We start from the raw sequence: 15390 nt of genomic DNA on the forward strand, positions 1-15390 counted from the left end.
AGGCCCGGGCCGTTCATTACGCGGGTTCGGGCTACTGGTTGACAAAAATTCAGGTCACCCGGCCGACACCGGGCGCGCGCCGGTGGATCACGTCCAGGTCCGCGCGCCGGTGGATCACGTCCGGGGGCACGCGCCGGTGGATCACGCTGGGGGCACGCACGGGTGGATCACGTCCCGGGGCGCGCGCCTCAGCTGTCGAAGCCGAGGCCCAGCTTGTCCATGGTCTTCAGCCACAGATTGCGCCGGCCGCCGTGCGTGTCCGCCCGCGCCAGCGACCACTTGGTGAGCGCGATGCCGGTCCAGGCGAAGGGCTCGGGCGGGAACGGCAGCGGCTTCCGGCGGACCATCTCCAGCTCGGTCCGTTCGGTGCGCTCCCCCGCCAGCAGGTCGAGCATCACGTCGGCGCCGAACCGGGTGGCGCCGACGCCGAGGCCCGTATAGCCCGCCGCGTAGGCGACCTTGCCCCCGTGGGCGCTGCCGAAGAACGCCGAGAACCGCGAGCAGGTGTCGATCGCGCCGCCCCAGGCGTGGGAGAAACGGACGCCCTCCAGCTGTGGGAAGCAGGTGAAGAAGTGCCCGGCGAGCTTGGCGTACGTCTCGGGGCGGTCGTCGTGCTCGGCGTTCAACCGGCCGCCGTAGGGGTAGATCGCGTCGTAGCCGCCCCACAGGATCCGGTTGTCGGCGGACAGCCGGAAGTAGTGGAACTGGTTGGCCGAGTCGCCGAGGCCCTGGCGGTTCTTCCAGCCGATGGAGGCCAGCTGGTCGGCGCTGAGCGGCTCGGTCATCAGCGCGTAGTCGTAGACCGGGACGGTGTACGAGCGGACGCGCCTGACCAGGTTCGGGAAGATGTTGGTGCCGAGGGCCACCCGGCGGGCGCGGACCGAGCCGTACGGCGTGCGGACGGCCATGCCGGCGCCGGACGGCTTCAGTGCGAGGGCGGGCGTGTGCTCGTACACCCGCACTCCTAGCTGCTTGCATGCCCGCTTCAGGCCCCACGCCAGCTTGGCCGGGTGCAGCATGGCGACACCGCGACGGTCGTGCAGCCCGGCCAGGAAGGTCGGGGAGTCGACCTGTTCCCGTACGGCCCCGGTGTCCAGGAACTCGATGCCGTCGGCGAGGCCCTCGCGCTCCAACTCCTGGTGCCAGTCGCGCAGTTCGGCCGCCTGGTGCGGCTCGGTGGCGACGTCGATCTCACCGCTGCGCTCGAAGTCGCAGTCGAGGGAGTAGCGGGCGACGGCCGCCTCGATCTCGTCGAGGTTGCGGGCGCCCAGCTCCTCCAGCTTCCTGATCTCGTCCGGCCAGCGGGTCAGCCCGTTGGACAGACCGTGGGTGAGGGACGCGGCGCAGAAGCCGCCGTTGCGGCCCGAGGCGGCCCAGCCCACCTCGCGGCCTTCCACCAGGACGACATCCCGCCCGGGGTCGCGCTCCTTGGCGATCAGCGCGGTCCACAGTCCGCTGTAGCCGCCGCCGACGACGAGCAGGTCGCAGGTCTCGGCGCCGGTGAGCGCGGGCTCGGGGCGGGGTTTGCCGGGGTCGTCCAGCCAGTACGGGACCGGCTGGGCGTCGGAAAGGGATTTCGTCCACTGATTACCACGGGTCATGGCGCTTGGGGCCATGATTTCAACTCCCAACAAGGGTGACGAGCGTTATGCCTTTTGCCTGTTCCGGCGATTGCCGATGACCATTCCGGCCAGGACGAACAGTACGGCGACGAGGAACATGGCCGTACCGATGACATTGATCTGAACGGGCGTTCCGCGCTGTGCCGAACCCCAGACGAACATGGGGAACGTGACGGTCGAGCCCGCGTTGAAATTGGTGATGATGAAATCGTCGAAGGAGAGCGCGAAGGCGAGCAGCGCGCCCGCGGCGATTCCGGGGGCCGCGATGGGCAGGGTCACGCGCAGGAAGGTCTGCGCCGGGCCGGCGTAGAGGTCCTGGGCCGCCTGTTCCAGTCGCGGGTCCATCGACATGACACGGGCCTTGACCGCCGTCACGACGAAGCTGAGACAGAACATGATGTGGGCGATCAGGATCGTCCAGAAGCCCAGCTGAGCGCCCATGTTGAGGAACAGGGTGAGCAGCGAGGCGGCCATGACGACCTCGGGCATCGCCATCGGCAGGAAGATCAGCGAGTTCACCGCGCCGCGCGCGCGGAAGCGGTAGCGGACCAGTGCGAAGGCGATCATGGTGCCGAGGACGGTGGCCCCGACGGTCGCCCAGACGGCGATCTGGAGGCTGAGCGAGAGCGAGCCGCACATGTCGGCGACCCCGCACGGATCGCGCCAGGCGTCCGTCGAGAACTGCTGCCACTCGTAATTGAAGCGCCCCTTCGGTTTGTTGAAGGAGAACACCGTCACCACGATGTTGGGCAGCAGCAGATATCCGAGCGTCACCAGGCCGGCGATGACGACGAGATGGCGCTTGAGCCAGTTCACGAAGGCCATTTAAACCAGATCCTCCGTCCCGGACTTGCGGATGTAGAGCGTGACCATGATGAGGATCGCAGCCATGAGAATGAACGAGAGCGCCGCGGCCGTCGGATAGTCGAGAATCCGCAGGAACTGGGTCTGGATGACGTTGCCGACCATCCGGGTGTCGGTGGAGCCGAGCAGGTCGGCGTTCACGTAGTCACCGCTGGCGGGGATGAAGGTCAGCAGCGTTCCCGAGACCACACCGGGCATCGACAGCGGGAACGTCACCTTGCGGAAGGTGGTGATCGGCCGCGCGTACAGGTCTCCCGCCGCCTCGTGCAGCCGTCCGTCGATGCGCTCCAGCGAGGTGTAGAGCGGCAGCACCATGAACGGCAGGAAGTTGTACGTGAGTCCGCAGACCACCGCGAGCGGGGTGGCGAGGACGCGGTCCCCCGCGGTGAAGCCGAGCCAGTTGGTGACGTCCAGGACGTGCAGCGAGTTCAGGGCGCCGACGACCGGGCCGCCGTCCGCGAGGATCGTCTTCCAGGCGAGCGTGCGGATCAGGAAGCTGGTGAAGAACGGCGCGATCACCAGGATCATGATCAGGTTGCGCCAGCGGCCCGCCCGGAACGCGATCAGGTAGGCGAGCGGATACCCGAGCACCAGACACAGGATCGTCGCGGCGCCGGCGTAGAGCACGGAGCGCAGGAACTGCGGCCAGTAGTCGGAGAGGGCGTTCCAGTACGTCTGGAAGTGCCAGGTGACCTTGAAGCCCTCCTCCAGCGAGCCCGTCTGCACGGACGTGGAGGCCTGGTAGACCATCGGCAGCGCGAAGAAGACGACGAGCCACAGCAGGCCGGGGAGCAGCAGCCAGTACGGGACGAGGCGGCCGCGCTTCTTGGGCGGTTTATCGGCGGACTTCGGCGCGACCGGTGGCGCCTCCACCTCGGTGACGGTGGCCATCAGGCGGCCTCTTCCTCAGCCGTCTCGACGCCGGCGTCGATGTCCTGCGCGGCGTCGAGGCCGAAGGTGTGCGCCGGGCTCCAGTGCAGGACGACGTCCGCGCCGGGGACCAGCCGGGAGTCCCGGTCGATGTTCTGGGCGTAGACCTCGAACTCGGGGCAGACGGCGCTGTCGATGACGTACTGCGTGGAGACGCCGATGAAGCTGGAGTCGGCGATCTTGCCGGTGATCCGGTTGCGGCCGGCGGGTATCTCGCCCGCGTCGTCGGCGTGCGTGAGGGAGATCTTCTCCGGGCGGACGCCGACCAGGACCTTGCCGCCGGTCGTGGCGGGTGCCGAACAGCGCGCCACGGGGAGCACCAGCTTGCCGCCGCCCGCCTTGAGCACGATGTCGTCGCCGCTGCGGGAGTCGACCTCGGCCTCGATGAGGTTGGAGGTGCCGAGGAAGTTGGCGACGAAGGTGGTGTTCGGGTTCTCGTAGAGGTCGGCGGGCGCGCCGAGCTGCTCGACCCGGCCCGCGTTCATCACGGCGACGGTGTCGGCCATGGTCATGGCCTCCTCCTGGTCGTGCGTGACATGGATGAAGGTGATGCCGACCTCGGTCTGGATGCGCTTGAGTTCCAGCTGCATCTGGCGGCGCAGCTTGAGGTCGAGGGCGCCGAGCGGCTCGTCGAGGAGCAGCACCTTGGGGTGGTTGATCAACGCGCGGGCCACGGCGACACGCTGCTGCTGGCCGCCGGAGAGCTGGTGCGGTTTCTTGCGCGCCTGCTCACCGAGCTGTACGAGGTCGAGCATGTCCTCGACCTGCTTCTTCACCGACTTGATGCCGCGCCTGCGCAGACCGAAGGCGACGTTCTCGAAGATGTCGAGGTGCGGGAAGAGGGCGTACGACTGGAAGACCGTGTTCACCGGGCGCTTGTAGGGCGGCAGGTTCGTCACGTCCTGGTCGCCGAGCGAGACGACGCCCGAGGTGGGCTCCTCCAGCCCGGCGATCATCCGCAGGGTGGTGGTCTTGCCGCAGCCCGACGCCCCGAGGAGGGCGAAGAACGAGCCCTGCGGCACGGTCAGGTCGAGGGGGTGCACGGCCGTGAAGGAGCCGTACGTCTTGCTGATCCCGGAGAGGCGGACGTCGCCGCTGTTTTCGTTCGTCATGGTGGTCACGCCCCTGTGAGCTTCGCGAACTTCTCTTCGTAGGCCGTCTCTTCCTTCGAGCTCAGTGAGCGGAAGGCGTGGGACTTCGCGGCCATGGCCTTGTCAGGAATGATCAGCGGGTTGTTCGCCGCGTCCTTGTCGATCTTCGCGAGGTAGGGCTTCACCCCGTCGACCGGGCAGACGTAGTTGATGTAGGCGGAGAGCTCCGCGGCGGGCTCGGGCTCGTAGTAGTAGTCCATGAGCCGCTCGGCGTTCGTCTTGTGACGTGCCTTGTTGGGGACCAGCATGTTGTCCGTGGACGTCAGATAGCCGCTGTCCGGGATGATGAAGTCGACGTCCGGGCTGTCCGCCTTGAGCTGGACGACGTCACCGGCCCAGGCGAGACAGGCCGCGAGGTCGCCCTTGGTGAGGTCGGACGTGTAGTCGTTGCCGGTGAAGCGGCGGATCTGGCCCTTGTCCACGGCCTTCTGGATACGGGCTGTCGCGGCGTCGAAGTCGTCGTCCGTGAAGTTCGCCGGGTCCTTGCCCATGTCGAGCAGCGTCATGCCGATGCTGTCGCGCATCTCCGAGAGGAAGCCGACACGCCCCTTGAGCTTGGGGTTGTCGAGCAGGTCGGAGACGGACCTGACCTCGATCCCGTCGAGCGCCTTCTTGTTGTAGGCGATGACGGTCGAGATGCCCTGCCAGGGGTAGGAGTAGGCGCGGCCGGGGTCCCAGTCGGGGTTGCGGAACTGGGCGGACAGGTTGGTGTAGGCGTGCGGGAGGTTCGACGGGTCGAGCTTCTGCACCCAGCCGAAGCGGATCAGCCGGGCCGCCAGCCAGTCGGTGACGACGATCATGTCGCGCCCGGTGTCCTGGCCCGCCGCGAGCTGCGGCTGGATCTTGCCGAAGAACTCGACGTTGTCGTTGATGTCCTCGGTGTACTTGACCGTGATACCGGTCCGCTTGGTGAACGCGTCGAGCGTGGGGTGGTGCTTCTCGCTGTCGTCGACGTCCATGTACTCGGTCCAGTTGGAGAAGTTGATCGTCTTCTCCTTGGCCGAGTGGTCCTCCGACGACACACTGCCCTGGGGTTTGCCGGCCGCGGGGATCCCGCAGGCGCTCAGCGCCCCGAGGCCGCCGGCGGCCAGCGCGCCGCCCGCCGAGGCGCGCAGCAGTGACCGGCGGGTGAGGGACGCCCTGCCGTTCCGGAAGCTGCGCCGCAGGGCGGCCAGTTGCACCGGGGACAGGCGTTCGGGCTCGTACTGCTCCATGCTCTGATGCCCTTTCGGAAGGGTCGCGGCCGTGGTCGCGGCCTGGTCTGCCACAGGGCCGTAGCCGGTCGATCGGCTACGGCCGGTCCCCGAAGACCGTGCGGTGCCAGTCCTTCCTGGCCACCGCGGTGTTGTCGAACATGACGTGCTTGACCTGCGTGTACTCCTCGAAGGAGTAGGCGGACATGTCCTTGCCGAAGCCGGACGCCTTGTAACCGCCATGCGGCATCTCGCTGATGATCGGAATGTGGTCGTTGACCCAGACGCAGCCGGCCTTGATCTCGCGGGTCGCGCGGTTGGCACGGTAGACATCGCGGGTCCAGGCGGAGGCCGCGAGTCCGTACGGTGTGTCGTTGGCCAGCGCGATGCCCTCTTCGTCGGTGTCGAAGGGGAGCACCACGAGCACCGGGCCGAAGATCTCGGCCTGCACGATCTCGCTGTCCTGCCCGGCGTCGGCGACGAGCGTGGGCGCATAGTACGCGCCGCTCTTGAGCTCTCCCTGCGGGACCTCTCCGCCGGTCACCACGCGCGCGTAGCCGCGGGCCCGCTCGACGAATCCGGCGACACGGTCGCGCTGGGCGTGCGAGATCAGCGGGCCGAGGTCGGTGCCGGGCGCGAAGGGATCGCCCACGCGGACGCTCGCCATCAGGGCACCGGTGCGCTCCACGAACGCTTCGTAGAGCGGCCGTTGCACGTACGCGCGCGTGGCGGCCGTGCAGTCCTGGCCGGTGTTGATGAGCGAACCGGCGACCGCGCCGTGCACGGCGGCCTCCAGGTCCGCGTCGTCGAAGACGAGGAAGGGGGCCTTGCCGCCGAGCTCCAGGTGGAGGCGCTTGACGGTCGCGGTGGCGATCTCCGCGACGCGCTTGCCGACGGCGGTCGACCCGGTGAAGGAGGTCATGGCGACGTCGGGGTGCCCGACGAGATGCTCACCGGCCTCCTTGCCCAGGCCCGTGACGATGTTGACGACACCGTCCGGGATGCCCGCGTGGGTGGCCGCCTCGGCGAACAGCAGGGAGGTGAGCGGGGTCAGCTCGGCGGGCTTCAGCACGATCGTGTTGCCGGCCGCGATCGCCGGGAGGATCTTCCAGGCGGCCATCTGGAGCGGGTAGTTCCAGGGCGCGATGGAGCCGACGACGCCGATGGGTTCGCGGCGCACGTACGAGGTGTGGTCGCCGGAGTACTCACCGGCCGACTGGCCCTGGAGATGCCGGGCGGCGCCCGCGAAGAACGCGGTGTTGTCGATGGTTCCCGGCACGTCGAACTCGCGGGTCAGCTTGAGGGGCTTTCCGCACTGCAGCGACTCGGCCTGGGCGAACTCCTCGGCCCGCTCGGCGAGCACGGCGGCGAACCGGTGCAGCGCGTCGGAACGCTCTCCGGGGGTGGTGCCCGCCCAGCCGGGGAACGCCGCGCGGGCGGCCGCGACGGCCGCGTCCACGTCGGCGGTGCCCGCCAGCTCGTACGTGTACACCTCTTCGCCGGTGGCAGGGTTCACGACGGCGTGCGTACGACCGGAGGTGCCCTTGGTGAGACGGCCTCCGATGTACTGCGCGCCGTCCGCGAGGCGGTCCTGCGCCTGGAAGCGATGGCCCGGATTGTGCATGTCGCTCTCCTCCGCCGTCCTCCCCGTCGGGACGGGGGTCGGCGTAGCTCCAGCTCGATTTGAGTGCCGATCCTGACAGAGCAAAGGGACTCCAACAAGTGATTCCGTTGTTGCCTTTTGGTTACGCGACGGAATCCTTCGACCAGGTGTCGAGTCCTCCTGGAAAAGGCGGGACGGTGTGTCAGTGGTGCGTGCCAGAGTGGCGTGCATGGGGAAGATCGAGTCGCGGGAAGCACTGGCCAGTGCGGTCAAGTCGGGGACGCCGGTGAAGTACCTGCACTTCTGGGGGCACCGCCCGCGGGCGGACGGCCAGGTGGGGTCGAGCTGTCTCAGCCAGTGGTGGCCGTCACCCTTCGTGGTCGACGGAGTCGCCTACGCGACGGCGGAGCACTGGATGATGGCGTCCAAGGCGCGCCTCTTCGGCGATGCCGAGGCCGAGCGGCAGGCGATCGGGGCAGCGAACCCCGCGCTCGCCAAGAAGGCCGGCCGGCTGGTGCGCGGCTTCGACAACGCCATATGGGAGCGCGAGCGGTTCGAGATCGTGGTCGAGGGCAGCGTCCACAAGTTCTCCGCCCACCCCGGCCTGCGGGGGTTCCTGCTGGGCACGGGCGGGCGGGTACTGGTCGAGGCGAGCCCCATGGACCGGGTCTGGGGCATCGGACTCGCCGCTAACGACGACGGTGCCTTCGACCCCCGCCGCTGGCCGGGCGAGAACCTGCTGGGCTTCGCTCTGATGGAGGCACGCGAGCGGCTGCGCGCGGCGGACGCGCCCACGGAGGCGGGCCCCTAGGGATCCGGCCGGAGGCGACGCCCCCAGGGGCGGGGGTGGCGGTCAGCGGATGCCGGGGCGGCCGCCCCGGGGGTGGCGGTCAGCGGATGCGGTGCTGTCCCGACCGGCCAAAACTGTCCGTGTGAGTGGCATGTACGCAGAGCAGAACGACATCGCGCCCACCGCACCCCGCGTGCCGCGCCAGTCACTGGCACTGGCGGCGATGCTCTTCGCGGTGGCGATGACGTTCATCGACCAGACGATCGTCTCCATCGCGGCCCCGGACATCGTCCGCGAGCTGGGGCTCTCGGCGTCCGGGATGCAGTGGGTGGTGAACGCCTACCTGCTGTCGCTGGCCGCGTTCTTCGCCCTCGGCGGGCGGCTGGCGGACCTGCTCGGGCCACGCCGTGTCGTCGTCGTGGGCACCCTGGTGTTCGTCATCTCGTCGGTGCTGTGCGGCTGTGTGCCCGAGGGAGACTTCGCCCAGACCTGGCTGATCGTCTTCAGGGCGACACAGGGCCTGGGGGCCGCTCTCCTCTTCCCCGCGGCCCTCGCCGTCGTCGTGGCCGTGTTCCCGGTGCAGCGGCGCGGCCGGGCCCTGGCACTGTTCTTCGGACTGTCAGGAGCGCTGACGGCCATCGGCCCGCTGCTGGGCGGCTGGCTCACGTCGTGGACCTGGCGGGCGATCTTCTGGGTCAACGTGCCCGTCGCCGTCGTGGCGCTCGTCCTGACCGTGCTGGCGCGCATTCCCGACCGGCGGCGCGACGAGTCGCTGGACGGGGTCGGGGCCCTGCTCATCGCGGTGGGCATGGGCCTGAGCGTGCTCGGATTCCAGCAGGCCGCGTCCTGGGGCTGGAACAGCGCGGCGACCTGGGGCTGCATCGCGGGCGGCCTCGTCGTCCTGATCCTCTTCTGGCGCTACGAGCGGGACCGGCGCCACCCTCTGGTCAACCTGGCGGTCTTCCAGGACAAGGCGTTCACCGTGGACTCCCTGGTGCTCTTCTTCGCCATGCTGGCCTTCGTCCCGGTGTTCTTCTTCGCCTCGGTGTACGCGCAGGTCTCCCTCAGCGCCTCGCCCGATCAGGCCGCGCTCTACCTGCTGTACTTCTTCGCGGGCTTCGCGATCGCCTCCCAGTGGGGCGGCCGCATGCTGGACAGGCAGGGCCCGCGGCCGGCCATGAAGATCGGCACCGCCCTGGGCGCGGTCGGGTTCTACCTCTGGGCCGACAAGCTGACCGACCTGTCGATGCACGACCAGTGGCCCTACGTCGCCCTCGCGGGAGCAGGGATCGGCTTCATCCTGGCGCCCGCGTCCACCGACGCCGTCAACCGGTCCATCGGAGCCTCCTACGGCGAGGTCACCGGCATCACCCAGACCGTCCGCAACTACGCGGCGAGTGTCGGGCTCGCTGTCTTCGGGACCGTCCTGACACACACGATGACGGACAAGGTCGTATCGACGCTCCGGTCCCACGGCCTGTCGTCGACCGAGGCCCACGGCGTGGCCGACGACATCGCCCAGGCGGTCACGGGCAACTCCGACGCACGGCAGCCGACGGGCACCGGCGTCACCGCGTCGACCATGCGGGAGGTGATGAGCAGCGTGCGGACGGACTTCGCCGAGGCCAACCAGCGGGTCTTCTACGGCATGGCGATCGCGCTCGCCGTCGGGTTCCTCTGCGCCCTGCGCCACCCCGGCGGCCGAGGGGGGACGACGGAGCAGGAGGAACCCCCTCCGGCCGGCTGACAGCGCCGTCGGGCCGGTCCACGGACGGGCCGGGCGCGGGCCGTCATCGGTGGGTCACACGGGCCGTCACCGCTGTGTCACCAGGGACGCGGAGAAGCCGTCGTCGCCACCCGCGTCACCGCTGCCGCCGTCGTCGGGAGCGAACACGATGACCAGGACGAACACGCCGACGGCGAGAACGAGTCCGACGGCTCCGCAGATGACCCCGGCCAGCGCCTGCCCGGGGTTCGTGGCCTCGCCGCGGCGGGCCTTGGCCCCGCCGATCAGCCCGAAGATCACGGCGAGGACGCCCAGCACGATCGCCAGCGGCCACACGATGAACAGGACCGCCGCGATGATGCCCAGCACGAGCCCGGCGGTTCCCAGCCCGTTGCTCGGCATGGGCCTCGCCAGGGGCCAGCCGTAACCCGGTGCGCCCGGATGGACGGCACCCGCGGGAGCGCCGGGGTACTGCGGATAGCCGTAGCCGTACGGGAGGCCGGGACCTCCGGGGGCGATCGGCGGCGGAGGGACGGGCTCGCCGGGAAAGGGCTGCGGGTAGGGGGTGCGGGCCGTCGGCGGCGCGAAGGGGTTGTCCCAGGTGGGGCCGCCCGGGTGTCCGGGTCCGGGCGGGACGGGCGTGCCGGGCAGCGAGGTGATCGCCGGAAGCCCGTACGCCGGAGGAGGCGCGGCACTCCCCCGCGCGGTCCCCCCGGACGAGGCGATCTCCTCGGGCGGGGCCCAGGGGTTGAACTCGGAATCCCGGTCGGCCTCGCGCTTCCCGAGGGATATCCGGGCGTCGGGGACGGGGACGGCGAAGGGCGCGGTGCCCTGCGCGGGAACGAAACCCGCAGGCGCCTCATCGAACGCGCCGCCCGCCGGGGGCGCCGGATGTCCCCCTCCGCCGTCGAACGCGCCGCCCGCCGGGGGCGCCGCGTATCCCGGTCCGCCATCGAACGCGCTGTCCACCCACCGCGCGGGCGCCTCGGACCCGGAGCCCGGATCACCGTCCCGGCCACCGCCCGGGCCACCACCCGAATCGCTGTCCAAATCGCTGTCCGGGTCGCTGTCCTGACGTCTGTCCCGGCTGTCGTCCGGTCCGCCGTTCGACGCGGGGGCCGTCCGGTCGGGGCCGGCCGCGTGCGTCGCATGAGCCGGGCCGACGGCGGGTGTCCCCTGATCCGGGCCGGCCGCGGGCACCGCGGATGGCGCGTGGTCCCGATCGGCCGCCGGTACCGCACGATCCGGACCGGCGGCGGACGCACGATCCGCCTCGGGTATCGCATCCTCCGCGGGACCGGGATCCGCCCCGGGTATCGCATCCTCCGCGGGACCGGGATGCGGCCCGGTGCCCGTCCCGGACGATCCGCTCCGCCCGGGTGACCCGCCGCGCTCGGACATCGGGCTCGCTCCGCCCGGCGGAGCCCACGCACCCGCATCGCGTGGGACGGTCGGCCTCTGGGCGTCGTCGGACATGTGCGAGGTCCCCTCTTCTCGTACGTTCCGTCATGCTACGGCCCACGCCGCTCCCCGGATCTCGGTCGTACGACGGCCCTCTCGCCCCCGCGGGGTACACCGTGCCCGGACGGGGGCGGCCGCCTACGATGATCCCCGAGCCATCGATCAGCCGATCACCCGCGTCCCGCCGGTCACGGTCAGGGGACGCCGTTCCGGGGAGGAACCCGTTGACCGAGCACATCACCCCACGCGAGGACGCCCGCGACCTGCGCACCTTCATCGCCGGGCTGCCCAAGGCCGAACTGCACGTCCACCACGTCGGCTCCGCCTCCCCGCGGATCGTTTCCGAGCTCGCCGCCCGCCACCCCGACTCCCGGGTGCCGACCGACCCCGAGGCGCTCGCGGACTACTTCACGTTCACGGACTTCGCCCACTTCATCGATGTGTACCTGTCCGTCGTCGACCTCATCCGCACGCCCGAGGACGTACGGCTGCTCACGTACGAGGTCGCCCGGGACATGGCGCGCCAGCAGGTGCGCTACGCCGAGCTGACGATCACTCCGTGGTCCTCCACGCGGCGCGGAATCGACGAGCGCGCCTTCATGGACGCGATCGAGGACGCCCGCAAGGCCGCCGAGGCCGAGCTCGGTGTCGTCCTGCGCTGGTGCTTCGACATCCCGGGCGAAGCCGGTCTGGAGGCGGCCGAGGAGACCGTGCGGCTCGCGACCGACGACCGGCTGCGGCCGGAGGGCCTCGTCTCCTTCGGGCTCGGCGGCCCCGAAGTCGGCGTGCCGAGGCCGCAGTTCAAGCCGTACTTCGACCGTGCCCGCGCGGCGGGACTGCGGTCGGTGCCGCACGCGGGTGAGACGACGGGCCCGGAGACGGTCTGGGACGCGCTGAACTTCCTCGGCGCCGAGCGCATCGGCCACGGAACGAGTTCCGCGCGGGACCCGAGGCTGCTCACCCATCTCGCCGAGCACGGCATCGCCCTGGAGGTCTGCCCGACCTCGAACATCGCCACGCGCGCGGTCCGCACCCTCGACGAGCACCCCGTCAAGGAGTTCGTGGCGGCCGGGGTGACGGTCACCGTCAACTCCGACGACCCGCCGATGTTCGGCACCGACCTCAACACCGAGTACGCGGTCACCGCCCGCCTCCTCGGCCTCGACGAGTCGGGCCTCGCGGCGCTCGCCAAGAACGCGGTGCGGGCCTCGTTCCTCGACGAGGCGGGGAAGGCGGAACTCGCCGCGGAGATCGACACGTATGCCGCGACCTGGCTCGCGCTCTGACCCAGCACAATGGGATCATGCGCACCGTGACCGCAGTCGCCCATCGCGGCGACCCCTATCGCGCCCGTGAGAACACGATCGACTCGCTGCGTTCCGCGCTCCACCGGGGCGCGGACGCCGTCGAGATCGACGTACGGCTGACCCGCGACCGCGTACCCGTACTGCTGCACGACGCGACGCTCAAGCGTCTGTGGGGACACGACCGGCCGCTGCGCTCGCTCTCCGGCGACGAGGTGCGCGGGCTCACGGAGGGCGGGGTGCCGACGCTGGCGGAGGCCCTCGGGGCGACCGGCGACAGCCGGGTCATGGTCGATCTGCCCGGACCGGTGGACGCGAGGGCCGCGCGCGAGGTCGTGGACGTGGTGCGGGCCTGCGGGGCCGAGGAACGGGTGTACTACTGCGCCGCGGCGCCCGCCATGCTCGCGGTGCGGGCCGCCGACTCGTCCGCGGAGATCGCGCTGACCTGGACGACCGTGGCGCCGCCGCGCCGTGGGCTGCTCGACGTCGTACGGCCGCGCTGGCTCAACTACCGCTTCCCGCTGGTGAACCGGGACCTCACGGCCCGTGTGCACCGCGACGGCTACCTGGTCTCCGTATGGACCCCGGACACCCGCCGTTCCATGCGCCGACTGCTCGACGCGGGGGTCGACTCGATCACGACCAACCGCATCGACGCACTCACCGCCCTGCGCAAGGACTGAGCCTGCCCCGGCAACCGGCAACCGGCAGTCGGCAGTCGGCAGCCGGCAGCCGGCAGCCGGCAGCCGGCAGCCGGCAGCCGGCAGCCGCAGACGACACACCGGATGCGTTGGGTACGGTGGGCGCGCCCGGCGGAGCCGCGGCCGGAGTCGTGCGCGCGGCGGGGCGTGCGCGGCGGTCGCGAGGCGTGCGCGGGCCGGGGTCGTCACGGCCGTCCCCCTAGGGGCGCCCCCGGCCCGGATACGGGGGGCGGCACCCTGCCTGGTGAGGATCCCGAGGGTCGCGCACGGCCGGAGGATGAGCGGTGTCCGCTTCCGGCACACCGCCCTCAGGAGCACTCAATGCCCGTACGTCGCCCAGCAGTTGCCCTCGCCGCCGCCCTCGCTCTCGGTCTCGCGGCCGGACCGCTGGGCGCCCCGGCGTTCGCCACCCCCGCCGCGGCTCCGGCGCGGACGGCCGCCGGACCCGACGCCGACGCGCTGCGCGCCGCGCTGGCCGGACTCCCGGACACGGACGCGACGGCGGCGCTCGTACGGGTCGGCGGCAGCGACGGCACCTGGCGCGGCAGCGCCGGGGTGCACGACCTGGAGAGCGGACGCCCGGCCGATCCGGACGCCCGCTTCCGCGCCGGTTCCACCACGAAGGTCGTCACGGCGGCGGTCGTCCTCCAGCTCGCGGCCGAGGGCAGAGTCGGGCTGGGGACTCCCGTGCAGAAATACCTCCCCGGGCTGCTGCCGTCCGCCTTCGAGCCCGTCACCGTACGGCAGTTGCTCAACCACACGAGCGGCATCCAGTCCGGTGACGGCTTCGGCGACGCCTTCGAGGACGCGTACGCGCACCGCTTCGACACCCTCACACCGCGCGAGGTCGTGGCCTCCGCGGTGGCGAAGGGGCCGGAGTTCACGCCGGGCACCCGGCAGGACTACCTGAACATCAACTACACGATCCTCGGCATGCTGATCGAGAAGGTGACCGGCCACCCGTACGCACACGAGGCGGCCCGGCGGATCCTCGGGCCCGCCGGAATGCGCCACACGTACTTCCCCGGCACCGACCCCTACATCCACGGGCCGCACAACCGCGGTTACCAGGCGGTGCCGCGGCCCGACGGCACGACGGCGTTCGTGGACGTCACCGACTGGAACCAGGCCGACCGGTGGGCGGCCGGCGACATGATCTCCACGACGGCCGACCTGGAGCGGCTGATCACGCGCCTGTTCAAGGGAGACCTCGTCCCGGCGCGACAACTGGAGGAGATGTTCACCGTGCCCCCGGGCATCAAGGGCGCCGACATGAGCGCCGGACTCCAGCGCTTCGAGTACGGGGGCACGGTGTACTGGATCAAGTCGGGCGCCCGGTACGGCTACAGCACCGTGGTCGCGGCCACCCGCAACCTGTCCCGCACCCTCGTCTACTCGGTCGGCTCCACCGACGCCAAGGGCGAGACGATGAACCCGGTCGCCCGGCGGATCGCCCTGGCGGCGCTCAAGTAGCCGGCACCGGAGCGGTCGAGCGGCGCGTACCGGTGCGGTCAAGTAGCCAGTGCCGACGCGGTCGTTCGGTCCGGGGTGAGTGCCTCAAGTCGCTTGATCTTCTTCCGGAGGACGTACAGCGGGATCACCCCGAGGATCCCGAAGGACAGGTCGACAACCGTCCACCAGAAGGGAATTCCGCGGATCGGTCCGCAGATCAGGGCCAGCGGGACGATGCCGGCGCAGGCGATCATCCCGAACTCGACGACCCAGATGTTGCGGACCGGATCGCGGTACGGACCGTAGAAGGCGACCGCGATCACCAGATGCGCGAACGCCAGCCAGTCCGTTCCGTAGAGCAGGAAGGGGTATTGGGCGTCGGCGGTGTCGAGGCCGTGCCTCACACGCACGATCCAGTCCATCAGGACGGGCAGGTGCTCCGGCACGGACAGGGACCTCAACAGGTCCTCGGCCCAGTGGAGTTCGTGTACCAGGGGGAAGGCCGTGGCGCCACTGAGCACCAGGCTGACGACGAAGAAGACAAGCCACGCACGGATGCCCTTGAGCAGGGCGGCTCTGTCGCTCATGGCTGG

13 protein-coding genes are annotated in these 15390 nt (G+C 70.5%); 5 read left to right on the forward strand and 8 right to left on the reverse strand.

All coding sequences use genetic code 11. The features are described from left to right. Positions 1–188: 188 nt before the first annotated feature. The 6 genes from N4G66_RS33540 to N4G66_RS33565 all read right to left on the reverse strand — a co-directional run bounded on the left by N4G66_RS33540 (position 189) and on the right by N4G66_RS33565 (position 7384). On the reverse strand, positions 189–1616 hold the full coding sequence (locus tag N4G66_RS33540; protein ID WP_261708049.1) for an NAD(P)/FAD-dependent oxidoreductase: 1428 nt from the start codon (positions 1614–1616) through the stop codon (positions 189–191). A 30-nt stretch (positions 1617–1646) separates the two neighbouring features. Further along, positions 1647–2447 carry an ABC transporter permease gene (locus tag N4G66_RS33545; protein ID WP_261708050.1) on the reverse strand — a complete coding sequence of 267 codons (801 nt, stop codon included), beginning with the start codon at positions 2445–2447 and terminating at the stop codon, positions 1647–1649. Next, positions 2448–3377, reverse strand: coding sequence for an ABC transporter permease (locus N4G66_RS33550; RefSeq protein WP_261708051.1), 930 nt, complete (start codon positions 3375–3377; stop codon positions 2448–2450). Next, complete coding sequence (locus N4G66_RS33555; protein WP_391858931.1) at positions 3377–4528, reverse strand: ABC transporter ATP-binding protein; 1152 nt, start codon at positions 4526–4528, stop codon at positions 3377–3379. Before N4G66_RS33555 ends, N4G66_RS33550 begins: the two co-directional genes overlap by 1 nt. Before the next feature lie 5 nt (positions 4529–4533). Next, positions 4534–5781 carry a polyamine ABC transporter substrate-binding protein gene (locus tag N4G66_RS33560; RefSeq protein WP_261708053.1) on the reverse strand — a complete coding sequence of 416 codons (1248 nt, stop codon included), beginning with the start codon at positions 5779–5781 and terminating at the stop codon, positions 4534–4536. 76 nt (positions 5782–5857) lie between these two features. After that, positions 5858–7384, reverse strand: a complete 1527-nt coding sequence (locus N4G66_RS33565; protein WP_261708054.1) for a gamma-aminobutyraldehyde dehydrogenase — start codon at positions 7382–7384, stop codon at positions 5858–5860. 208 nt (positions 7385–7592) lie between these two features. On the opposite strand from N4G66_RS33565, the gene N4G66_RS33570 reads away from it, so the two are divergent. Both N4G66_RS33570 and N4G66_RS33575 read left to right on the forward strand, forming a co-directional pair. After that, positions 7593–8174 (forward strand): NADAR family protein, encoded by a 582-nt coding sequence (locus N4G66_RS33570; RefSeq protein ID WP_261708055.1) that lies wholly within the window; start codon positions 7593–7595, stop codon positions 8172–8174. Between the two features lie 130 nt (positions 8175–8304). Further along, complete coding sequence (locus tag N4G66_RS33575) at positions 8305–9900, forward strand: MFS transporter (protein ID WP_261708085.1); 1596 nt, start codon at positions 8305–8307, stop codon at positions 9898–9900. A gap of 66 nt (positions 9901–9966) precedes the next feature. Here the strand turns inward: N4G66_RS33575 and N4G66_RS33580 are convergent, their stop codons facing one another. Next, positions 9967–10848 (reverse strand): DUF4190 domain-containing protein, encoded by an 882-nt coding sequence (locus N4G66_RS33580; protein ID WP_261708056.1) that lies wholly within the window; start codon positions 10846–10848, stop codon positions 9967–9969. A gap of 635 nt (positions 10849–11483) precedes the next feature. On the opposite strand from N4G66_RS33580, the gene N4G66_RS33585 reads away from it, so the two are divergent. The 3 genes from N4G66_RS33585 to N4G66_RS33595 all read left to right on the forward strand — a co-directional run bounded on the left by N4G66_RS33585 (position 11484) and on the right by N4G66_RS33595 (position 14818). Then, positions 11484–12626, forward strand: a complete 1143-nt coding sequence (locus tag N4G66_RS33585; protein WP_391858932.1) for an adenosine deaminase — start codon at positions 11484–11486, stop codon at positions 12624–12626. Positions 12627–12643: 17 nt separating this feature from the next. Beyond that, the gene (locus tag N4G66_RS33590; RefSeq protein WP_261708058.1) at positions 12644–13327 is read left to right on the forward strand and encodes a glycerophosphodiester phosphodiesterase; all 684 of its coding nucleotides are present in this window, start codon (positions 12644–12646) and stop codon (positions 13325–13327) included. A gap of 339 nt (positions 13328–13666) precedes the next feature. Continuing rightward, on the forward strand, positions 13667–14818 hold the full coding sequence (locus N4G66_RS33595; protein WP_261708059.1) for a serine hydrolase domain-containing protein: 1152 nt from the start codon (positions 13667–13669) through the stop codon (positions 14816–14818). 38 nt (positions 14819–14856) lie between these two features. On the opposite strand, the gene N4G66_RS33600 is transcribed toward N4G66_RS33595, so the two are convergent. Then, positions 14857–15384, reverse strand: a complete 528-nt coding sequence (locus tag N4G66_RS33600) for a hypothetical protein (protein WP_261708060.1) — start codon at positions 15382–15384, stop codon at positions 14857–14859. Between the last annotated feature and the right edge of the window lie 6 nt (positions 15385–15390).

Origin of the sequence: Streptomyces rhizosphaerihabitans, from assembly GCF_025399795.1 — a bacterium.
Lineage (GTDB): Bacteria > Actinomycetota > Actinomycetes > Streptomycetales > Streptomycetaceae > Streptomyces > Streptomyces rhizosphaerihabitans.